Raw genomic sequence first — 21,202 nt, 5'->3', positions numbered from 1 at the left:
CTCCGGGGCTCAGACGAGGGCCTGCTGCACCAGCGGGCGCAGGAAGCTGCGCACCGGCAGGGTGCTGGAGGGCAGCAGCTGCGTGTAGAAGGTCACCGTGAGGTCCTCGACCGGGTCGACGTAGAACTCGGTCGAGGCGGCGCCGCCCCAGCTGTAGGTGCCCGGGCTGGCCACCCCGCCGTAGCGCACCGGGTCGAGCACCATGGAGAAGCCCAGCCCGAACCCCACGCCGCGCAGCGGGGTCTCCGCGTACAGCGGCCGGCCGGAGCTCTCCAGGTCCAGGCCGCCGGGCAGGTGGTTGCGCAGCATGTGCGCCAGCGTCCGGGAGCCGATCACCCGGCCGCCGGACGGCGTGGCCCCGCCGGCCCGCAGCATCTCCACGAACCTCAGGTAGTCACCGGCGGTGGACACCAGCCCGCCGCCGCCGGACAGGAACGCAGGCCGGCGGTGCGCGGCCTCGGCGAAGGCAGCGGGCATCGGGACGACCCCGGGCCCGTACAGCTGCGCCAGGGAGGTCACGTCGTCCTCGGGGCGCAGCCCGAACGACGTCTCGGTCATGCCCAGCGGACCGAAGACGCGCTCGGCGAACACCTCGTCCAGGGGCTTGCCGGCCAGCACCTCGACCAGCCGGCCGAGGATGTCAGTGGAGACGCCGTAGTTCCACTCGCTGCCGGGCTGGAACAGCAGTGGCATCGCCGCCCACTGCCGGGTGACCTCGGCGGAGTCGGCGCCGGGCGGGGTGCCCCACTCGTGGCCGCGCAGCCGGTAGAGGGCGTCGACCGGGTGGGCGTGGTGGAAGCCGTAGGTGAGCCCGGAGGTGTGCGAGAGCAGGTGCCAGACCCGGATCGGCTCCATCAGCGGCACGGTCACCGGCTTCTGCGCCGGCCCGCCCGCGTAGACCCGGGTCTCGGCGAACTCCGGCAGCCACCGGCTGATCGGGTCGGTGAGGGCGAAGGCGCCCTCCTCGTACAGCGACATCGCCGCCACCGAGGTCACCGGCTTGGTCATCGAGTAGACCCGCCACCGGGTGTCGTCGGTGACCGGCAGCCCCGCCTCGACGTCGCGGTGCCCGTACCGGCCCACGTGCACCAGCGCACCGTGCCGGCCCACCGTCACCAGGAAGCCGGGCAGCTGGCCGTCGTCGACCCACCGGGCGAGCCGGCGGTCGATGCGCTGCAACCGCTCGGCGTCGAGCCCGACCTCGGCCGGGTCGGTGGTGATCGACAGGTCGGTCTGCACCGCGGTCATCGGACTCCGCTCGCCGCGGGCCCGCTCCCCGATGAGCAGCGCCCCCGCCGCGCATCCTGGCACGAGGTGCCAGGAGCGCGCCGGGGGCGCAGTGGTGCTCAGCTCATGCGGTCGAGCTGCGGCTCACTTCACCGGGACGGCGGCCGCGGCCTTCTTGAGGTTCGAGCCGGCGGTCACCTTGGCGGTGTGCGCGGCGGCGATCTCGATCGACTCGCCGGTCTGCGGGTTGCGGCCGGTGCGGGCCGAACGCTGCGACCGCTCGACGGTCAGCAGACCGGGGAGGGCGACCTTGTCGCCGCGGGTGATGGCCTCGACCAGCTCCTCCTGGAGACCGGCGAGCACCGAGTCGACGGTCGAGGCGGGGACCTCGGCGCGCTTGGCGATGGCGGAGACGAGTTCTGCCTTGTTCATCGTGGATCCTCTCGCTGTGGGCTCAGCAGCCCGCCCCGTCGGGGCGGACGCAGTCTGTGTCGCGCCCGGTCGGACCGGGCGCGTCCCCCCGGCCGTCCAGGCGGACTCCGGGGCCCTCACCGTGCCCTCCCACCGTGCACCAGGTGCACGGCGGGGGTCCGGCGGGCGCATCTGGCCGACCACGTCGTCGACCAGCAACGGCGGGGACGTTGCCATGCCGGGATCGTCCCTGGCCAGCCGGGAGCCCGGATTTCCGGGGTTTTCCTCCCCGCAGGTCCCAACCGTCACGCAGATCGGGCCGGCACGGCCACCCCACCCGCCGTCGAGCGACCGTCGGCAGGCGCACTTAGCGTGGAGCCCATGCCTCAGCTCCCCGGGACCGACCTGACCGTCAGCGACCTCTGCCTGGGCGGCAACGTGTTCGGCTGGACGGCCGACGAACCGACCTCCTTCGCCCTGCTCGACCGCTTCGCCGACGCCGTGCCCAGCACCCAGCGGCCCTTCGTGGACACCGCAGAGATGTACGGCAACGGCGTCTCCGAGACCATCCTCGGCAACTGGATGGCCGAGCGCGGGGCCCGGGACCGGATGGTCGTGGCCACCAAGGCCAGCCCCGGCGAGAAGGAGCACCCGCTGTCGGCGCCGGAGATCCAGGCCGCCGCGGAGCGGTCGCTGCGCAACCTGCGCACCGACACGATCGACCTGTACTACGCGCACTACGACGACGAGACGACACCGCTGGACGAGACGCTCACCGCCTTCGACGAGCTGGTGCGGTCGGGCAAGGTGCGCCACGTCGCGGCGTCGAACTACTCGGCCAAGCGGCTCACCGAGGCGCTGGAGACCTCCGAGCGGCTCGGCGTGGCCCGCTACGTGGCCCTGCAACCGCACTACAACCTGATGGAGCGGCCGGCCTACGAGGCCGAGCTGCGCGACGTCGTCGCCGAGCACGGCCTGGGCTCGATGCCGTACTTCGGCCTGGCCCGCGGCTTCCTCACCGGCAAGTACCGGGCCGGCGAGACGATCGACTCGCCGCGCGCCAAGGGCGCCGCGCAGTACGTGGGGGAGCGGGGCGACCGGGTGCTCGCGGCGCTGCAGGAGGTCGCCGACGCCCACGGCGTCACCGACGCCGCCGTGTCGCTGCGCTGGCTGGCCGACCAGCCGACGGTCACCGCGCCGATCGCCAGCGGCCGCTCGGTCGAGCAGCTCGCCGACCTGCTGCCGATGCTCGACCTGGTGCTCACCGACGACGAGCGCCAGCACCTCACCGACGCCAGCGCGTGACGACGGCGGTCCCGTCGGCAGCGCGCCGATGGGACCGCCGCGCGGTCGCTAGACCGAGACGATCGAGGCCCGGACCTGCGCCACGAGCTCCGGGGGGACGCTGCCCAGCCCGTGGTCGGCGCTGGCGTGCGCGGCGACCTGGGCGAGGACGGCGTCGTCGTCCGGGCCGGTGAACGTGGTGGTGCAGCCGGGGACGACGTCCCCGCAGGCGAAGGTCTTCATGCGGGCTCCAGGTCGGGGATGCGGGGTGCGGTCGGGGTGGTGCACCGGGGCGCGGGTCAGGGCGCCCCGGGGGATCAGGTCGTGGCCGCTGCGGCGGCCAGGTCCTCGATGCGCAGCAGGCCGAGCACGGCGCCGTTCCGGTCGGTGCACAGCACCGGGTCGAAGCGGTGCACGGGCGGGCGGGTCAGCGCGCGCTGCAGCGTCTCGGTGACCCCGGCGGACGGGTGCACCCGCAGGGTCACCGGCGCCCGGTAGGGCGCGCCGGTCCGCGGGTCGGCCAGCACCAGCTCGGCCGGCACCTCGGTGCGGTCCAGCACGACGTAGGGCGGCGGGCCGTCGTCGCCGTCGAAGGCCTCCCGCTGGCGGATCGGCCGCAGCAGGCTGGCGACGCTCTCCGACAGCTGGGCGCGGGCGACCTGCTTGCGCACCAGGTCGGTGACCTCGGGCGCGAGCGGGGCGAACCCGGGGGCCGGCCGGCCGAGCAGCCAGCCCTGGGCCAGCGGGACGCCGAGCCGGGCGAAGACGGCGAGCTCACCGGCGGTCTCGATGCCCTCGGCCAGCAGCCAGGCGTCGATCCGGCTGGTGAACGTGCCGACCATCTCGGCCAGCGCGGCCTTGACCGGGTCGCTGTCGGCGCCGGCGACCAGGGCGCGGTCGAGCTTGACCAGCTGGGGCCGGATCTCGGCGATCTGCTGCAGCCCGGCGTAGCCGGAGCCGGCGTCGTCGATGGCGATCAGCGCGCCCCGGCCGCGCAGCGCGGCGGTCTGCCGGCGCAGCGTGGTCAGGTCGTCCACCGGGCTGTGCTCGGTCAGCTCGACGACGACCCGGCGCAGCGTGGCGGGCTCGGCGAGGGCGGCGGCGACCGGGGCGGAGCCCAGCAGGTGCGGGCTGACGTTGACGGTCAGGAAGGTGTTGGGCGGCAGGTCCGGCAGCGCGGCCAGCGCCTTGCGCAGGGCGAGGGCCTCCAGCTCGGCGCCGAGCCCGGCCTCGTGGGCGGCGGCGAACCACACGTCGGGCGAGGCGGTCCCGGGGAACCGGGCCAGCGCCTCGTAGCCGGCGACCGCGGCCGACGCCAGGTCGACGATCGGCTGGAAGACGACCGTCAGGTCGTCCTCGCCGGCCAGCAGCGGGCGGCAGTCCCAGCGGTCCGGGAGGGTCGACGTCACCTCATCCAGATCGGACGCGGCCGGCCGGAGCTTGAGCGCCCCCCCGGAGGGGGGACACCACCGGCCGCGGGCTCCCCGGCGGACCGGCGGCGACGTGCCAGCATGGGGCGGTCCACCACGGTGCCACCGGGGCAGGTCGGGGGAGGTCGGTCGTGTCCACGGAGTCCACGGGTGCAGCGGTCGACACCCTGCTCGACCCGCACCGGGTCGCTGCGGCCCGACGGCTGCTCGACGAGGTGCGCGGCCCGGCCGCCTACGACCGGCTCTCCGCGCTGGCGGCCCGGCTGGTCGGCGCCGGGCACGCGAAGGTCACCCTCTTCACCGACCACGACGTCGTCGTCGGCGGGCACGGCCTGCCGGCCGGTGTGGTCGGCGGGCCGGCGCTGCTCACCGGCGCCGTCTCCGCGCTCGTCGTGCGCCTCGGCGCACCGCTCAACGTGCCCGTCGCGGCCTCGGACGAGCGGGTGTCCGGGCTGCCGGCCGTGACCTCGGGCCAGGTGCAGGCCTACCTGGGCGCGCCCCTCGTCGCCGCCTCCGGTCACGTCGTCGGTGTGCTGGCGGTGTACGACGCCGAGCCGCGCACCTGGTCCGACGACGCCGCAGAGCTGCTCGAGCAGCTCTCCGCCTCGGTCGTGGCCGAGCTCGAGCTGTCCGCCGCGCAGTCGGCCGTCGGGACGTCCCTGGCCCGGCTGGACGTGGCGCTGGAGGCCAGCGAGGTCGGCACCTGGGAGCGGGACCTGCGTTCGGGCCGGGTCTGGTGGGACGAGCGCAACGCCGCGATCTTCGGCGTGGACGGCCCGCTCGAGCTCGAGGGCGACGACGACGAGCTGCTGGTCCGGATCCACCCCGACGACCACGCGACCGTCACCGCCGCCATGCGCGCCGCCGTGGCGGGCACGGGGGACTTCGTCACCGAGATGCGGGTGCTGCGGGCCGACGGGGAGGTGCGCTGGGCGGTCTCCCGCGGCCGGGTGGTCCGCGACGCCGCCGGTGAGCCGGTGCGCTTCCTCGGCACGACCGTCGACGTCACCGACGCCCGCGAGTCCGCCGGCCGCCGGCTCGCCTCCCTGCAGCGGACGACGGCGATCGCGGAGGTCGCGGCGGCGCTGGCGGGCGCGACCCGGATCGACCAGCTCGCCCACATCACGCTGCGCGGTTCGGAGGTGCTGGGCGCCGAGACCGGTGCGCTGGCGGTCTTCGAGCCGGGCTCCGGCGTCCTGCGGCTGCACATGGGCCGCCGGCTGCTGGACGTCGTCGAGGTGGCGGCGGCGGAGGCCGGTGTCGACCTGCCGCCCGCGGGGGTGGAGATCCCGCTGGACGACGAGCTGCCGACGCAGTGGGTGGCCCGGCACGGCGAGCGGGTGCTGCTCGGCGACCCGGCGGAGGCGGCGGAGCGGTTCCCGGCGATGGCCGAGCTGAGCCGGGTGCTCAACGCCTCCGCACTGGCCGCACTGCCGCTGCGCGTCGAGGGGCGGCTGCTCGGCACCTTCGTGGCGGTCTGGAGCACCGAGCACCGGTTCACCGACGACGACGTCGAGGTGCTCGAGGCCCTCACCGCCCAGATCGCGCTCAGCGTGTCCCGGTTGCAGGCGGACGAGGCGCGCGACGCCGCGGTGGCCGAGATGGCCGCGGCCAACGCCCGGCTCGAGCTGCTCGCCGAGACCGGCCGGGTGCTGTCCGGCTCGCTGGACGTCACCGAGCAGGTCGGTGCGCTGACCCAGATCGTCGTCCCGGCGCTGGGCGACTGGTGCTGGGTGGTGGTCGCCGACGAGCGCGGCCGGCTGCGGCACCTCGCCTCGGCGCACCGGGACCCTGCCCGCGCCGCGGAGCTGGACGGCTACGTCCGCGCCATGACCGCCGGGATGACCGAGCACGCCGCCGCCCGCGTGGTCACCCGCACCGGACGGCCGGTGGTGGCCCCGCAGCTGGACACGGCTGGCATCGCGCGGGCCCTGCCCGACCCGGCCACCCGCGCCGCGCTCGCCCGGCTGGACCCGCGGTCGGGCGTCGTCGTCCCGCTGGTCGCGCGCGGTCAGACGCTGGGCGCGCTCGGCGTCTACATGACCGGCGAGCGGGGCCGGCACACCGACGCGGAGCTGGAGACCGCCCTCGAGGTGGGCCGGCGGGCCGGGGTGGCGCTGCAGCAGGCCCGGTTGTTCGGTCAGCAGCGCCAGCTCGCCGAGACCCTGCAGCGCAGCATGCTCACCGCCCCGCCGGCGCCGGACCACTGCGAGATAGCGGTCCGCTACGTCCCGGCGGCGGCCGGCGCGGAGGTCGGCGGCGACTGGTACGACGCGTTCGTCCAGGCCGACGGCGCCACCGTGCTGGTGATCGGTGACGTCGTGGGCCACGACAGCGGTGCCGCGGCGGCGATGGGCCAGCTCCGCGGACTGCTGCGCGGCATCGGCCGGCACACCGGCGGCACCCCCGCCGAGGTGCTGCGCGGCCTGGACCAGGCCAGCTGGGGGCTGGACCTGGACACCATGGCCACCGCGCTGGTCGCCCGGCTCGAGCAGGACGAGCCCGAGCTCGCCGTGGCCGAGACGCGGGTGCGCTGGTCCAGCGCCGGCCACCCGCCACCGCTGCTGGTGTCCGCGGACGGCCGGGTGACGGTGCTGGACTGCGGGGCGCCGGACCTGCTGCTGGGGGTCGAGCCGGACCGGCTGCGCACCGACCGGGTGGCCACCATCGAGCGCGGCGGCACCCTGCTGCTCTACACCGACGGGCTGGTCGAGCGCCGCGACCGCGACCTGGACGCCGGCATCGAGGAGCTGTGCCGGGTCCTCGGCGGGCTGGCCGGGGTGCCGCTGCAGCAGCTCTGCGACCGGCTGCTGCAGCGCATGTACCTGCCCGACACCGAGGACGACGTCGCGCTGCTGGCCGTGCGGGTGCACCCGCAGGACCTGCCCCGCCCGCCCGAGGCCGGACCGCAGCGGGTGCCGCCGGGCATCGAGCCGGCGCCGGCCGTCGTCCCGGGGGCCGGCCGCGACCGGCACTGAGCGGGGTCAGCGCCGACGGCGCAGCTGCCACCTGGTGCGCGACCGGGGTGCCCGGGACACCAGCCGGCTGCGCGCCCGCTGCGGCAGGTCGACGGCCACCGGCGCCTCCCAGCCGCGCCACACCGAGAGCACCCGCAGCCCGGCGACCAGCACGATGACCACCGCGGCGACCGGCAGCGGCGCCAGGCCCACCGGTCCGGCCAGGACGGTGAGCGCGGCGGCCCCGATCAGCGCGGCGACGGCGTTGTAGGGGCCCGGCTGCACGATGTCGGCGCGCTGGGCCAGCAGCACGTCGCGGATGACGGCGCCGCCGACCGCGGTGACCGTGCCGATGAAGACGACCGAGGCGCTGGGCAGCCCGGCGAGCTGCGCCTTCTGCGCGCCGATGACGGTGAAGAAGCCCAGGGTGACCGCGTCCAGCACGACCAGCAGCCCGGTGAGCCGGGACAGCCAGCCGGAGAAGAAGAACGTGACGGCAGCGGTGACCGCGACCGTGGGCAGGTAGGCGGTGTTGGTCAGTGCCACCGGCGGCCCGTCGGCGAGCAGGACGTCGCGGATCAGCCCGCCGCCCAGCCCGGTGCTCACCGCGAGCAGCAGCACGCCGGAGACGGCGAACTGCTCGCGGGCGGCCAGCAGCCCGCCGGTGAGCGCGCCGATCACGATCGCCGTCAGGTCCACGGCGGCCGGCACCCGCAACGCCTCGGTCACCGCCAGGATCTCCACGACGGGCATGATCCCCGACCCCGGTGAGGTCCTGGAACGGCCCTGCTGCCGGCCCCGTCCAGAGGCTCGCCCCGAGCGTGCGAGGGGCGAGGGGGACGGGGTCCTTCGACTACTGGGCCGGGGCGAGCTGCAGGTCGGTGGCCGTCGGGTCGTCGGTGCCGGTCTCGGCGCCGCGGCCGGCGGCGCGCAGCGACGCGTCGTGCGCGGCCATCGCCTCCTGGCGGGCCGGCTCCTCGCGCAGCACCGCGCAGTTCAGCCACGACTCCGGGACGGCGAAGGCGTCGACCAGCGTGCGCATGTGCGGCCGCAGCTCGCGGAGCAGGTCGTTCACCGCGCCGGTCACCGCCTTGGCCCGGGTCGGGGTGAGCCGGCCGTGCTCGAGGAACCAGCCCTTGTCCGCCTCGATCGTGGTCAGCGCGTACAGGTCGCAGACCCTCGCCAGCAGCGCCCGCGCGGCGGGGTCGGTGGTGCGGTCGATGCCGGCCACGAACGCCTCGAGCACCACCCGGTCGATGTGCGCGGTCGCCGTCTTGAGCACGTGGTCCTGCACGTCGTTGAAGACGTCGAACTGCCGGCGGACCTGCCCAGCGCCGGCCGCGCGGCCGCGCAACCGGCGGATGGCGCCCTCCAGGACGTGCTTCTCGCGGTCCTCGAACAGCCGCAGCTGCCAGCCGCGGTCGGTGACGGCGACCTCCTCGTCCCGCCCGGGGACGGCGTCGACCAGCCGCTGCACCAGCGAGCGGGCCGCGGTGCGCTCCAGCACGGTCTCCCGCACCTGCTCGGCGACGAACGCCGCCCGGCCCCAGCCGTCGAGCGAGCCGAAGGCGTCCCGGTAGCCGGTGAGCAGGCCCTTGGCGACCAGCTGCAGCAGCACCGTGTTGTCGCCCTCGAAGGTGGTGAACACGTCGGTGTCGGCCTTGAGCGCCGGCAGCCGGTTCTCCGCCAGGTAGCCGGCGCCGCCGCACGCCTCCCGGCAGGCCTGGATGGTGGCCGTGGCGTGCCAGGTCTGCACCGCCTTGAGCCCGGCGGCCCGGGACTCCAGCTCGCGCTGCGCCCGCTCGTCGACGTCCGGCGCCCCTTGGACGTCGTGCAGCGTGCAGAGCAGCTCCTCCTGGGCGAAGGAGTAGGCGTAGGTGCGGGCCAGCGCCGGCAGCAGCTTGCGCTGGTGCACCAGGTAGTCGTTGACCACGACCTCGCGGTCCTCGCCGGGTGCGCCGAACTGGCGGCGCACGTCGCCGTAGCGGACGGCGATCTCCAGGGCGACCTTGGTGGCCGAGGACGCCGACCCGCCGACGCTCACCCGGCCGCGGACCAGGGTCCCGAGCATGGTGAAGAACCGCCGGGTCTCGTTCTCGATGGACGACGTGTAGCTGCCGTCGGCGGCGACCTGGCCGTACCGGTCCAGCAGCATGTCCCGCGGGACGGCGACGTGGTCGAAGCTGAGCCGGCCGTTGTCCACCCCGAGCAGGCCGGCTTTGGGACCGTCGTCACCGATGGTGACGCCGGGCGCCGGCCGGCCCTGCGCGTCGCGGATCGGCACCAGGAAGGCGTGCACGCCCCGCCCCTCGCCCTGCGTCACCAGCTGGGCGAACACGACCGCCAGCCGGCCGTCCTGGGCGGCGTTGCCGATGTAGTCCTTGCGGGCGGCCTCGTGCGGGGTGTGCAGGTCGAAGGTCTCGGTCGCCGGGTCGTAGGTGCACGTCGTGCGCAGCTGCTGGACGTCGGAGCCGTGGCCGGTCTCGGTCATCGCGAAGCAGCCGGGCAGGGCGAAGCTGATGATGTCGGGCAGGAACCGGTCGTGGTGGGACTGCGTCCCCAGCGCCTGCACGGCGCCGCCGAACAGCCCCCACTGGACGCCGGCCTTGACCATCAGCGACAGGTCGGCGTGGGCCAGCATCTCGACCGAGACGACCGATCCGCCGTTGTCGTCGGAGCCGCCGTAGGCCGCCGGGAAGCCCAGCGCGACCCGGCCGGTGGCGGCGAGGTCGGCGGCCAGCCGGGTCACCCGCGCCCGGGCCTCGGCCATGGACTCGCCGTAGACCGGGGCGTACTTCGGGTCGTCGAGCTGCTCGCGGGCGTCGCGGCGCACGTGCGCCCACCGGCCGTCGAGGACCTCGGTGAGCCGGGCCGGGTCGACCGCCGTCAGCGGGGCGGGGGTGCTGGTCACTGGTCCTCCATCTGGGACACGTGGGAGTCGGTCGCGGCGGCGTCGGTCACGGGGGAGGCGGTCGCGGGCGGGGCGGTCGCGGGCGGGGCGGTTGCGGGCGGGGCGGTCGGGCCCACGACGCCGCGGAGGCCGGACCACGCCTGCGCGGTGAGGTGCGTGGCGAGCTGGGCGCGGGGGATGGGGCGGTCGGCGCGCAGCCACCAGTCGGCGGCCGCGCGGACCAGGCCGATGAGTCCGTGGCCCCAGGGGGCGGCCGGGGCCGGGTCCTGGCCGGCGCGCACCAGGAAGCCGGCGACCAGCCCGCCGACCTCGGCGCCGACCAGGTCGGACAGGCTGCTGATCGGGTCGCTGCCGTCGTCCGCGGCCGGTGAGTGGGTGACGACGAAGCGGTAGACCGCGGGGTCGGCCTCGATGAAGGTCAGGTAGGTGTCGACGGCGGCGGCCACCATCTGCCGGGGGTCGGAGCTGCTGCCGATCGCCTCGCGGAGCTTGCGGGTGAGCTGCTCGGCGACCCGGGCGCACACCGCGACGTGCAGCTCGCTGCGGTCGGCGAAGTGCCGGTAGACGACGGCCTTGCTGGTGCCGGCCGCGGCGGCGATCTCCTCCATGCCCACGCCGGCGCCGTGCCGGCCGACCGCGGCGAGGGTCGCGTCGACGAGCTGCTCGCGCCGGACGCGGCGGTGCTCGTCCCAGCGGGAGTCGCGGCGGTCCCGGCGACCGGCGGTTCCGGCGTTCACGTGACGAACGGTACCTGATACTGTCGGTATCGAGCAGAGTGACCGCCCCGTTCGGAGGAACCCGATGGCAGCGCAGACCCGGCAGGCCGCGATCGTCGGCGGCAACCGCATCCCGTTCGCCCGCAGCGGCACCGCCTACGCCCGGGCCAGCAACCAGGACATGCTGACCGCCACCCTCGACGGGCTGGTCGCCCGCTTCGGGCTGCAGGGTCAGGCCGTCGGCGAGGTCGTGGCCGGCGCCGTCCTGAAGCACTCGCGCGACTTCAACCTCACCCGGGAGAGCGTCCTGGGCTCGAGGCTGTCGGCCACGACGCCCGCCTACGACGTGCAGCAGGCCTGCGGCACCGGGCTCGAGGCCGCCGTCCTGGTCGCCAACAAGATCGCGCTCGGGCAGCTCGAGTCCGGCATCGCCGGCGGGGTGGACACCACCTCCGACGCACCGCTCGCGGTGAACGAGGACCTCCGCCGGGTGCTGATCGCGCTCAACGGCGCCAAGACGCTGCAGCAGCGGCTCAAGGCGCTGGGCGGCATCCGGCCCGGGCAGCTGGTGCCGGAGATGCCGCGCAACGCCGAGCCGCGCACCGGCCTGGCGATGGGAGACCACGCCGCGATCACCGCCGCCGAGTGGGCCATCGGCCGCGAGGAGCAGGACGAGCTCGCCGTCGCCTCGCACCGCAACCTGGCCGCCGCCTACGACCGCGGCTTCTTCGACGACCTGGTCACCCCCTACCTGGGCCTGACCCGGGACAACAACCTGCGGCCGGACACCTCCGTGGAGAAGCTCGCGAAGCTGTCGCCGGTCTTCGGCACCGGCCCGGGCGCGACCATGACGGCGGGCAACTCGACCCCGCTGACCGACGGCGCCTCCGCGGTGCTGCTCGCCTCCGACGAGTGGGCCGCCGCGCACGACCTGCCGGTGCTCGCCCACCTGGTCGACGCGCAGACCGCCGCGGTGGACCACGTGCACGGCGGCGAGGGCTTGCTGACGGCGCCGGTCCACGCCGTCCCGGTGCTGCTGGAGCGCAACGGCCTCACCCTGCAGGACTTCGACTTCTACGAGGTGCACGAGGCCTTCGCCTCGACGGTGCTCGCCACGCTCAAGGCGTGGGAGGACCCGGCGTTCTGCAAGGAGACGCTCGGGCTCGACGCGCCGCTGGGGTCGATCGACCGCTCGAAGCTCAACGTCAACGGCTCCTCGCTGGCGGCCGGGCACCCGTTCGCGGCCACCGGCGGCCGGATCGTGGCGTCGCTGGCCAAGCAGCTGCACGCGGCCGGCCCGGGCAAGCGCGGCCTGATCTCCATCTGCGCCGCCGGCGGCCAGGGCGTCGTCGCGATCCTCGAGTCCTGACCCACCTGCGCGCAGAGACGCGCGAACCCACCCCCGTGGGAAGACGCGCGAAACCACGCGCCAACCCACCCCGTGGGAAGGCGCGCGAAACCACGCGCCAATCCGGCTCCGTGGGAAGGCGCGCGAAACGACGCGCGCAAAGGCGCGCGAAACCGCACTCGGAAGGGACCACCGTGAGCGACTGGTACCGCGACTTCGCCAACTCCGGCGTCGGCGCGACGATCACCAAGAACCTCGGACTGCCGCGCCCGGCGGTGCTGCGCCGCTACGAGCCCGGTGAGCCGCTGCTGCCCGGGCCGGTCGTGGTCGGCTCGGCGGGGGAGGGGCGGCTCCGCCTGCAGGTCACCGACCTGCTCGTCGACGCCGGCGTCACCGTGTCCGCACCGGCGACCGGCGAGGACGACGGCGAGCGGTCCGGCGCGGTCGTGCTGGACGCCACCGGCCTCACCGGGCCCGCCGACCTCGCCGCCGCCCACGCGTTCCTGGCCCCGGCGGTCAGGCGGCTGCGCGCGTCCGGGCGGGTGCTGGTGCTGGCCGACCCGCCGGCCGACGCGACGTCGCCCGCGCAGGCCGCGGCCCGGCAGGCGCTGGAGGGGCTGGTCCGGTCGGTCGCCAAGGAGCTGCGCGACGGCTCCACCGCGAACCTGCTGCTGGTGCCGGCCGGGGCGGAGCCGGCACTGGCGAGCCCGCTGCGCTTCTTCCTGTCCGGCCGCTCCGCCTACGTGGACGGCCAGGTCGTCACGCTGTCGGCCACCGAGCTGACCACCGCCGAGGACGTCGACCGTCCGCTGGCCGGCAAGATCGCCGTCGTCACCGGCGCGGCGCGCGGCATCGGCGCAGCGATCGCCCGGGTGCTGGCCCGCGACGGCGCGCACGTCGTCGCCGTCGACGTCCCGGCCGCCGGGCAGTCGCTGGCCGAGGTCGCCAACGAGGTCGGCGGGACGGCGCTCCAGCTGGACATCACCGCCGCGGACGCCGGCACCCGGCTGGTCGACCACCTGCGCGAGCGGCACGGCGGGGTGGACGTCGTGGTGCACAACGCCGGCATCACCCGGGACAAGCTGCTGGTCAACATGGACGCCGCCCGCTGGGACGCGGTGATGGCGGTGAACCTGCAGGCGCAGCTGGACCTCACCGCGGCGCTGCTGGCCGCCGACGGCGTGCTGCGGCCCGGGGCCCGGGTGGTCAGCGTCAGCTCGCAGTCCGGGATCGCCGGCAACCGCGGGCAGACCAACTACGCCGCGTCGAAGGCCGGGATCATCGGCATGGTGCGTGCCTGGGCGCCGGAGTTCGCCGCGCGCGGCACCACCATCAACGCCGTCGCCCCGGGCTTCATCGTCACCGAGATGACCGCGTCGATGCCGCTGGGCACCCGCGAGGTCGGCTCCCGGGTCAACTCGCTGCAGCAGGGCGGACTGCCGGTCGACGTCGCCGAGACGATCGCCTGGCTGGCGCAGCCCGGCAGCGGCGGGGTCAACGGCCAGGTCGTGCGGGTGTGCGGCCAGTCGCTGCTGGGGGCGTGACCGTGGCCCGCACCGTGCTCGACGAGGCGCCGAACATGGCCGCGTTGTTCGCCCGGGCCGCGGTCACCACGCGCGGGCGGGGCGGCCCGCTGCCCGACACCAGGCTGGCCCGCACCGGGGTGCCGGTGGACCCGGGACACCTGGCTGCCTACGCGCGGGTGTGCCGGTTCCCGCTGGCCGACGCGCTGCCGGTCGCCTACCCGCACGTCCTGGCGTTCCCGCTGCAGGTGGCGCTGATGACCGACCGGGCGTTCCCGCTGGCGCTGCCCGGCCTGGTGCACGTGCGCAACCTCATCGAGGTGGAGCGGCCGATCGGCAGCGGCGAGGTCCTGGACCTGGAGGTGTGGGCCGAGCGGTTCGCCACCCACCGCTCCGGCGCCACCGTCGACCTCTGCGCGTCGGTCTCCGCCGGCGGTGCAGAGGTGTGGCGCGGCCGGTCGACGTACCTGGCCCGGGGTGCGCAGGCGCCCGACGGCGCGCCGGCCGCGGACGTCGAGGTACCGGTGGGTGAGCTGGACCGGGTCGCCGCCGAGTGGCGGGTGCCCGACGACGCCGGCCGCCGGTACGCCGGGGTCTCCGGCGACGTGAACCCGATCCACCTGTCCGGGCTGACCGCGAAGGCCTTCGGCTTCAAGCGGGCCATCGCCCACGGCATGTGGGTGCAGGCCCGGGCGCTGGCGGCGCTGTCCGGGCGGCTGCCCGACGCGGTCGCCGTGGACGCCGCCTTCCGCAAGCCGCTGTACCTGCCCTCGACCGTGGTGCTGGCCACCGCGGCGCGGGACGGCGGCTGGGACCTCGCCGTCCGCAACGAGCGGACGGTCACCGAGCACCTGGTCGGCACGGTCCGCCCGCGCTGACCTCCCACCTCCCACGGCTGCCCAGGTCGCTCGCCTAGCATCGCCGGGGAGTGCCGCGCGGGCAGCGCGGCCGGTGGACGGCGGGGGAGCACATGACGGACCCCGGGCAGGGCCTCGAGCCGGACGTGACCCAGCGGTGGGGCGGTTCCGCCGCGCTGCCACCCGTGCCGCCGCGCCGGTCGGGTGCGCACCGGGTCGCCGAGGCCGCGGGCAGGCCGGACGGCGAGCGGTACGCCGAGCACGACCTCGCGGCCGAGCACGAGGTGGACGCGCAGTACGACGACGCGCTGGACGACGACGCGCAGTACGACGACGCGCTGGACGACGACGCGCTGGACGACGGGCCGGCGGCGGTGCCGGCCCGGCGTCGGCGCGACCCGCTCTGGCAGGTGGCGGCCCGCGGGGTCGGCGAGCTGATGGTGACCGTCGGCGTCGTCCTGCTGCTGTTCGTCGTCTACGAGGTGTACGTCACCGACTGGCTCAACGACCGCACTCAGAGCAGCCTGGACGAGCAGATCCGCGACCAGTGGGAGGCGGACGGCCCCACGGTCGCGCCGGGCAGCCCCATGACGGTCGCGCCGGCGGTGGGGGAGCCCCTCGCCGTCCTGCACGTCCCGCGGCTGGGCGAGGACTACACGAAGGTCGTCCTCGAGGGCACCGACGAGGACCAGCTGCGGCAGGGGCCGGGCCACTACGTGGACACGGCCCTGCCCGGCCAGGCGGGCAACCTGGCCATCGCCGGGCACCGGGTGGGCAAGGGCTCGCCGTTCCTGGACGCCGACACGCTGGTGCCCGGCGACGCGATCGTCGTCGAGACCGCGGACAGCTGGTTCACCTACCGCGTGCTGGGAGACCCGGCCAGCGGCGACTACGCGACCGACCCGAGCGGCATCCCCGGGCAGCAGATCGTCACGCCCACCGACGTCGGGGTCATCGCCCCGGTGCCCGGAGCACCCGGTGTGGCGCCGACCGGCGCGTACCTGACCCTGACCACCTGCCACCCGAAGTACTCGGCGCGGCAGCGGATGATCGTGCACGCGGTCCTGGAGGGGGCGGGCACCAGCAAGGCCGCCGCCCCCGACGGGCCGCCCGCCCTGCAGGAGGACTGACCCGTGTACGGCTGGATCTGGCGGCACCTGCCCGGCAACACCGCGAGCCGGGCGGCGCTGGCCCTGGTGCTCGTGCTGGCGGTGGTCGCGCTGCTGCTGTTCGTGGTCTTCCCGTGGGTGGAGCCGCGGCTGCCCTGGAACGACGTCACCGTCGACCAGTGAGGCCGGCCGGCCGGCCGCCGACCTGACGGCGGGGGCCGGCCGGACCGGGGGTCAGCGCCCGCTGCGGCTGGGGCGTCGTCCCTGGCGTGAGCCCGAGCGGGAGCCGGGGCGGCTGCCGGACCGGCCGCCGCCCTCGCGGGAGGACGGGCCGCGTCCGCCGGGGCCGCGGGTGCTGCACGGGCGGCAGGTGGTGAACCACGGGGCGATCGCCGTGCCGCAGTCGCTGCACTTGCCGGAGCGGCCCAGCGAGATGGCGCCCGGCAGCATCTCGGTGATGGTCTCGGAGCACTCCTCCTCGACCCAGGCGGCGTCGTCGCTGTCCAGCCCGGCGACGCCGGGGAACTGGCGGAGCAGCGTCTGCGCGTCGCGCGCCGCGGCGGCGGTCTGCTCGAACTCCTCGACGGTGCCGCCCACGGGCAGGTCGGGCAGCACGGTCTCCGGCGGCACCGGGAGGCCCACCTTGTGCTGGAGGGCGGCCTTGGCCAGCACCAGCCAGCGGGTGCGCCGCGGCGGGTTGTAGTCGATGGCCAGGTTGACCAGGCGCCAGACGGTGTCGAGGTCGCCGGCCGCACCGAGCGGGCCCTTGAGCAGCGGCAGCAGGGCGTGCACGCGCAGCACGAGGCTGGTCACGTCGTCCGCGGTCATCGCCTGGTCGCGGGTGGCGGCGCGGGCCCAGGCCATCCAGCGGGTGAGCGCCTCGGGCAGGTCGACGGCCTCGTAGGCGCCCAGGTCCTCCAGCTCCGGCCGCAACCGGGGGGCGCGCTTGGGCAGGTCGCTCATCTCGTCGCCGCGGGCCACGGCGGCGCCGACGCCGACCAGCGCACCGACCGGCTTGAGGCCGCTCACGCCGATCAGGATGCCGACCTGGCCGTGCCCGGTGAGGCCGTACCGGCCGGCGCGGCCGGCGATCTGCGCGACCTCCCAGGTGCGCAGCGGGCGCACCTCCTGGCCGTCGAACTTGGTGGTGTCGGCGAAGAGCACCGTGGTCGCCGGCACGTTGATGCCGTGGCCGATGACGTCGGTGGTGACCAGCACGTCCAGCTCGCCGGTGGTGAACCGCTCGATGACGTCGCGCCGGGTGGCCGGCGGCAGGGCGCCGTAGAGGACGCCGACCTTGCCGGGGCGGTGCTGGTCGAGCTCGGCGGCGACGGCGTAGACCGTCTTGCGGGAGAAGGCGACGACCAGCGTCTGCGGGCGGACACCGTCGGTGCGGACCGGGCTCTTGAGGACGTCGAGCCGGGACAGCCGCTTGTGGTTGACCACCTCGATCTGCTCGGCGTCGGCGACCAGCGGCCGGAGCACGAGGTAGGCCTCGGCGGCGGAGATCAGGTGCATCTCGCGGTACTCGCCGGTGAGCAGCAGCCGGGCCCAGTGGTGGCCGCGGTCGGGGTCGGTGACCCAGTGCGACTCGTCCAGCACGAGCAGCTCGCCGCGCTCGGGGGCCTTCTCCACGGTGCAGCAGACGATCGGGGCGAAGGGGTCGATCTCCTCCTCGCCGGTGGAGAGGCCGACGGTGCCGGCGGGGAGCTGGGCGGAGAGCTTGGCGTAGGCCTCGTGGGCCAGCTGGCGGAGCGGGGCGGCGTAGACGCCGGAGCCCTTGGCGGCCAACGCCTGCAGCGACTCGTAGGTCTTGCCGGAGTTGGTGGGGCCCAGGTGGAAGAAGACCTTCTCGGGGCGGGTGGCCCGGGTGGGCAGTTCGGGAGCGGCGCCGTCGACCCAGACCTGCTGGGCGCGCTTCTCGTCGCGGGCGGCGGTCCGGTCGGCGTCACGGGAGGCGGCCTCGCGGGCAGCGCTGCGCTCACGGCGACGAGCGGGGGCGGGCTGGGGGACGGTCACAGGCAGGAGGTGTCCTTCGCTGAGGGATCAGGCGGTGGGTGGTCGACGCGCGCGTGCGCGGACCATCGCTACGAGGAACACCGCCAGCGCCCCCATCATGCCCTATCGGCGGCTTGCTGCACCCGTGGTCAACCGTCAGCACATCCTGTGGTCACGTCTCGGTCGCGCTCGCCGGACGCGTCGCCCGCGTTGGCTGATCTTGACAATGATCTGCAAACCTGTGCGCAGATAACGATTCGATAACGCGACGCACCATCGGCTCGGCGTCGCACAGGCGGCTCCCAGCCGGGTGGTCAGGTGCTCCCAGCACCCGGACCTCCGGGTAACGCAGCCCGGCGTTCCGGGCACCTTCCACGGGGAGATCGACGTGCGTTCAACGTCTCCGGCCCGTCGTGCGGCCGGCCTGCTGGCCGTCACCACGATCGGCTTGTCCACTGCAGTCCTCAGCGTCACCGGCGTCGCCTCCGCGGCGACGACGACCTACACGTTCTCGACCGACCCGGCCGCCACGGGCGTGAACGAGAGCGCCGCCACGCAGATCGAGATCGACGGCGACTGCTCCATCGCCTGGGTGATCGACGGTGCGGCCGGTGGCGCCAGCGACAGCGGCGACGGCACCGTCGCCGGCTCGCCCGGCAGCCGCGTCACCGGCACGACCACGACCGCCGACGGCGACGTCTACAAGCTCTTCCCCGGCCGCAAGGGCGGGGACGCGAGCATGGCTGACGAGGCGGTGGGCACTGGTGGGACCACCTCGTCCGGGATCGCTGATGCGGCAGGAGACGACGGCGTCGAGACGCTGAACGCCGGTGACCCCACGCTCGTCGACGTGTACGGCGGCGGTGGCGGTTCGGGTTCCGTGGTCGTCCTCGGTGCCAACCCCGTGGCGGGCGCGAAGGGCGGGGACGGGGCGGGTTCCCCGGGCACCGGCGGTGGCGTCAACTCGTCGGCCGGCACTGCGTCGGCCCTGACGGGCGGCGGCGTCATCAGCGGGACGGTCACCTGCACGACTGCGGACCCGGTCGTGGTCGCGCCCGGCACGCCGACGCTCGTCGACTACGTCGCCGTCGGCGACGGTACGGCGAAGTTCCAGTTCACCCCCGGCGTCAACGGTGACGCGCACCCGGTCAACTTCGAGTACCAGCTCGACGGCGGCGTGTGGAAGCCGTTCACGCCCGGCATGACCGGTAGCGACGACCTCACCGGCACGCTGACCGGGCTCACCAACCTCCAGACCTACTCCCTGAGCGTCCGGGCCACCAGCGCCTCCGGCACCAGTGCTGGCAGCGCACCGGTCACCTTCCAGCCCTACTCCCCGGTCGCTGCGCCCGCGAGCGTTGCGGCCAAGGTCGGCGTCACCGCCCTGACGGTCTCCTGGACCCCGCCGGCCGACGCCAGCGGCATCGTCGCCTACGAGGCCTTCGCCATCCCCGCCGGCGCACAGAGCGACGCTGACCTCGTGGTCTGCACGACGGCGAACGCCACCGCCACCTCCTGCACCATCGCCGTCAAGGCCGGGGTGGCCTACGAGTACGGCGTGCACGGCATCGACGCCGGCGACAACCTCGGCGAGGGCACCTACGGCGAGAACCCGACCGCGGTCGTCCCCGCCTCGGCCGTCTCGGCGACCCTGCCCAAGGCCGACGGCACGCTGACCACCAACGACGCCGACGGCAAGGTCGTCGCCGGCGAGAAGATCACGATCACCGGCAAGGACTTCCTGCCCGGCTCCACCGTCGAGCTGGTCGTCTACTCCACCCCGGTCAAGCTCGGTGAGGCCACCGTCCTGTCTGACGGCACCTTCAGCGCGACGGTGACTCTGCCGGCTGACCTCACCAACGGCGTCCACCACCTGGTGGCCACCGGTGTCGACGTCAACGGCAACGTCCGCAACCTGGTCGTCGAGGTCACCGTCTCCGGTGGCGTCGCCGCACTGGCCCTCACCGGCTTCTCGCCGCTGCCCTTCATCGGCGCCGGTGTCCTGGCCCTCGGCCTCGGTGGCGGCCTGCTCGTCGCCGCCCGCCGTCGGGCCGCGTAACCCCAGCAGAACGCACCGGCCCCGTCCCGCACCCGCGGGGCGGGGCCGGTGCCGTTCCTGGGGCGGGCGCTAGCCTGCCTCTGCCAGGAGGGCTCGCCTAGTGGCCGATGGCGGCGGTCTTGAAAACCGCTATGGGGTGAAACCCATCGTGGGTTCGAATCCCACGCCCTCCGCCGTTGCACCACCCCGCTCACCCCAACGGGTCGGGTCGGGATCGGTTGTGTCCCAGCAATCGCCGGGGACTGCCGATGACGCAGGAGTGCAGCTCCCCGCGTCGCTGAGGGCCCGAGACCCTCAGGCAGCAGCCAGGACCGCCGTCCTGGTGCTGCTGGTCTGCGCTGCCACGTTGCTGGTCTTCTCGTTCTTCGGGCCGAACGCCGTGCGCTCCACCGGGATCGTCGCGTCCTGGGTCAGCGCCGGGCTGCTCGTCGCCCTCGCCGGGGTCTACCACCTGACCGCCCCGGAGCTGATCGACCGCCGCGGCGGTCACGTGTCCATCGCCCTCATCGGCGTGCTGATCTGCTGCGGGATGAACTGGCTGACCCGGGACCCGTCCGCCGGTGCCCAGGCCTTCCTCGCCTTCCCCGTGCTGTGGGCCGGGGTGCACCTGCGCCGGTCGGCCGTCGCGGTCGTCACGGTCGTCGCCATCACCGGGGACGCCCTCGTGCTGTTCTCCCTCCAGCCGGTGGGCCACGCCCTCAGCGACCTGAGCTTCTTCGGCGCCGTGCTGGCCGTCATGGCCGTGATGCTGGTCCGGTCCGGCGAGACCCAGGACCGCCTGGTCGCCCTGCTGCAGGCCCAAGCCACCACCGACTCGCTCACCGGGCTGGTCAACCGCCGGGTGCTCGACCAGGCGCTGACCACGGCGCTGACCACCCGGCTGGCCCCGCAGGGCACCGCGCTGGTGCTCGTGGACGTCGACTCCTTCAAGTCCATCAACGACCAGCACGGGCACCCGGTCGGCGACGACGCCCTGGCCCACATCGCCGGCGTGCTGCGCGCGGTGGTCCGGGCCGGGGACGCGGTCCTCAGCCGGATGGGCGGCGACGAGCTCGCCGTCCTGCTGCCCGACTGCTCCTCCGAGGTCGCCGTCCGGCGGGCCACCGAGGTGCTCGACGCCGTCAGCGCCTCCCCGCTCGTCCTCCCCGACGGCTCCCTGCTCGCGATCTCGGTGAGCCTCGGCGTCGCCCACGCGCCGTCCCACGCCCTCGGGCTGGAGGAGCTCTACGCCGCTGCGGACGCCGCCCTGTACGCCGCCAAGCGTGCCGGCCGCGGCCGCGTCGAGGTCGCCGGCTGACCGGGGCGGTTTTCGATCAGGTCCCCTGATCAAAGTCCGTCCTCCCGCACCAACGTCGGTGCGGGAGGACGGCGT

Annotated in this window: 17 protein-coding genes and 1 tRNA gene; 10 read left to right on the top strand and 8 right to left on the bottom strand. The window is 75.0% G+C overall.

Going from position 1 to position 21,202, the window contains the following annotated elements; all coding sequences use genetic code 11:
* Nucleotides 1–9: 9 nt before the first annotated feature.
* Nucleotides 10–1,248 (bottom strand): serine hydrolase domain-containing protein, encoded by a 1,239-nt coding sequence (locus tag HL054_RS18095; RefSeq protein WP_369140455.1) that lies wholly within the window; start codon nt 1,246–1,248, stop codon nt 10–12.
* A 123-nt stretch (nt 1,249–1,371) separates the two neighbouring features.
* On the bottom strand, nt 1,372–1,659 hold the full coding sequence (locus tag HL054_RS18090) for an HU family DNA-binding protein (RefSeq protein WP_369140454.1): 288 nt from the start codon (nt 1,657–1,659) through the stop codon (nt 1,372–1,374).
* A 360-nt stretch (nt 1,660–2,019) separates the two neighbouring features.
* Between HL054_RS18090 and HL054_RS18085 the strand changes: the two genes are divergently transcribed.
* The gene (locus tag HL054_RS18085) at nt 2,020–2,943 is read left to right on the top strand and encodes an aldo/keto reductase (RefSeq protein ID WP_369140452.1); all 924 of its coding nucleotides are present in this window, start codon (nt 2,020–2,022) and stop codon (nt 2,941–2,943) included.
* A 48-nt stretch (nt 2,944–2,991) separates the two neighbouring features.
* Here HL054_RS18085 and HL054_RS18080 read toward each other — a convergent pair whose 3' ends face one another.
* Nucleotides 2,992–3,165 carry a DUF1059 domain-containing protein gene (locus tag HL054_RS18080; RefSeq protein WP_369140451.1) on the bottom strand — a complete coding sequence of 58 codons (174 nt, stop codon included), beginning with the start codon at nt 3,163–3,165 and terminating at the stop codon, nt 2,992–2,994.
* Nucleotides 3,166–3,239: 74 nt separating this feature from the next.
* Entirely contained in the window at nt 3,240–4,331 is a 1,092-nt protein-coding gene (locus HL054_RS18075; protein ID WP_369140450.1) for an EAL domain-containing protein, read from the bottom strand.
* Between the two features lie 152 nt (nt 4,332–4,483).
* Here HL054_RS18075 and HL054_RS18070 point away from each other — a divergent pair, with 152 nt between their 5' ends.
* Entirely contained in the window at nt 4,484–7,330 is a 2,847-nt protein-coding gene (locus HL054_RS18070; protein WP_369140449.1) for a SpoIIE family protein phosphatase, read from the top strand.
* 6 nt (nt 7,331–7,336) lie between these two features.
* Here the strand turns inward: HL054_RS18070 and HL054_RS18065 are convergent, their stop codons facing one another.
* From HL054_RS18065 to HL054_RS18055, 3 genes are all read right to left on the bottom strand, one after another.
* Nucleotides 7,337–8,062, bottom strand: a complete 726-nt coding sequence (locus HL054_RS18065) for a trimeric intracellular cation channel family protein (RefSeq protein ID WP_369140447.1) — start codon at nt 8,060–8,062, stop codon at nt 7,337–7,339.
* 100 nt (nt 8,063–8,162) lie between these two features.
* Nucleotides 8,163–10,220: an acyl-CoA dehydrogenase family protein gene (locus HL054_RS18060; protein WP_369140446.1), complete on the bottom strand. Its 2,058-nt coding sequence runs from the start codon at nt 10,218–10,220 to the stop codon at nt 8,163–8,165.
* Entirely contained in the window at nt 10,217–10,957 is a 741-nt protein-coding gene (locus HL054_RS18055) for a TetR family transcriptional regulator (RefSeq protein ID WP_369140445.1), read from the bottom strand. Before HL054_RS18055 ends, HL054_RS18060 begins: the two co-directional genes overlap by 4 nt.
* 64 nt (nt 10,958–11,021) lie before the next feature.
* On the opposite strand from HL054_RS18055, the gene HL054_RS18050 reads away from it, so the two are divergent.
* The 5 genes from HL054_RS18050 to HL054_RS18030 all read left to right on the top strand — a co-directional run bounded on the left by HL054_RS18050 (nt 11,022) and on the right by HL054_RS18030 (nt 15,956).
* Nucleotides 11,022–12,305 carry an acetyl-CoA C-acetyltransferase gene (locus HL054_RS18050; protein WP_369140444.1) on the top strand — a complete coding sequence of 428 codons (1,284 nt, stop codon included), beginning with the start codon at nt 11,022–11,024 and terminating at the stop codon, nt 12,303–12,305.
* A 173-nt stretch (nt 12,306–12,478) separates the two neighbouring features.
* Nucleotides 12,479–13,828, top strand: coding sequence for a 3-oxoacyl-ACP reductase (locus HL054_RS18045; protein ID WP_369140443.1), 1,350 nt, complete (start codon nt 12,479–12,481; stop codon nt 13,826–13,828).
* Nucleotides 13,825–14,685, top strand: a complete 861-nt coding sequence (locus HL054_RS18040) for a MaoC family dehydratase (RefSeq protein WP_369140442.1) — start codon at nt 13,825–13,827, stop codon at nt 14,683–14,685. The genes HL054_RS18045 and HL054_RS18040 overlap by 4 nt, the downstream gene beginning before the upstream one ends.
* A 92-nt stretch (nt 14,686–14,777) precedes the next feature.
* Nucleotides 14,778–15,794, top strand: a complete 1,017-nt coding sequence (locus HL054_RS18035; RefSeq protein ID WP_369140440.1) for a class E sortase — start codon at nt 14,778–14,780, stop codon at nt 15,792–15,794.
* Nucleotides 15,795–15,797: 3 nt separating this feature from the next.
* On the top strand, nt 15,798–15,956 hold the full coding sequence (locus HL054_RS18030; protein ID WP_369140439.1) for a hypothetical protein: 159 nt from the start codon (nt 15,798–15,800) through the stop codon (nt 15,954–15,956).
* A gap of 51 nt (nt 15,957–16,007) precedes the next feature.
* Here the strand turns inward: HL054_RS18030 and HL054_RS18025 are convergent, their stop codons facing one another.
* Nucleotides 16,008–17,792, bottom strand: coding sequence for a helicase-related protein (locus HL054_RS18025; RefSeq protein ID WP_369140438.1), 1,785 nt, complete (start codon nt 17,790–17,792; stop codon nt 16,008–16,010).
* Nucleotides 17,793–18,219: 427 nt separating this feature from the next.
* Between HL054_RS18025 and HL054_RS18020 the strand changes: the two genes are divergently transcribed.
* The 3 genes from HL054_RS18020 (at nt 18,220) to HL054_RS18010 (ending at nt 21,127) form a co-directional block, all read left to right on the top strand.
* A complete protein-coding gene (locus HL054_RS18020) occupies nt 18,220–19,830 on the top strand; it encodes a fibronectin type III domain-containing protein (RefSeq protein ID WP_369140437.1) in 1,611 nt (536 codons plus the stop codon).
* Nucleotides 19,831–19,916: 86 nt separating this feature from the next.
* Nucleotides 19,917–20,003, top strand: a tRNA-Ser gene (locus HL054_RS18015).
* A 149-nt stretch (nt 20,004–20,152) separates the two neighbouring features.
* Nucleotides 20,153–21,127, top strand: coding sequence for a GGDEF domain-containing protein (locus tag HL054_RS18010; protein WP_369140436.1), 975 nt, complete (start codon nt 20,153–20,155; stop codon nt 21,125–21,127).
* The last annotated feature ends 75 nt before the right edge of the window (nt 21,128–21,202 follow it).

The sequence above is a fragment of the Modestobacter versicolor genome (assembly GCF_041028285.1).
GTDB classification, from domain to species: Bacteria; Actinomycetota; Actinomycetes; order Mycobacteriales; family Geodermatophilaceae; genus Modestobacter; species Modestobacter versicolor_A.
Note: the sequence above shows the minus strand (reverse complement) of the source record. Positions and strands in the feature narration are given on the sequence as shown.

What these genes read in the sequence shown, in the direction of transcription:
- HL054_RS18095 (WP_369140455.1), bottom strand. Translation starts at nt 1,248, where the DNA reads ATGACCGCGGTGCAGACCGACCTGTCGATCACCACCGACCCGGCCGAG.
- HL054_RS18090 (WP_369140454.1), bottom strand. Translation starts at nt 1,659, where the DNA reads ATGAACAAGGCAGAACTCGTCTCCGCCATCGCCAAGCGCGCCGAGGTC.
- HL054_RS18085 (WP_369140452.1), top strand. Translation starts at nt 2,020, where the DNA reads ATGCCTCAGCTCCCCGGGACCGACCTGACCGTCAGCGACCTCTGCCTG.
- HL054_RS18080 (WP_369140451.1), bottom strand. Translation starts at nt 3,165, where the DNA reads ATGAAGACCTTCGCCTGCGGGGACGTCGTCCCCGGCTGCACCACCACG.
- HL054_RS18065 (WP_369140447.1), bottom strand. Translation starts at nt 8,062, where the DNA reads ATGCCCGTCGTGGAGATCCTGGCGGTGACCGAGGCGTTGCGGGTGCCG.
- HL054_RS18050 (WP_369140444.1), top strand. Translation starts at nt 11,022, where the DNA reads ATGGCAGCGCAGACCCGGCAGGCCGCGATCGTCGGCGGCAACCGCATC.
- HL054_RS18035 (WP_369140440.1), top strand. Translation starts at nt 14,778, where the DNA reads ATGACGGACCCCGGGCAGGGCCTCGAGCCGGACGTGACCCAGCGGTGG.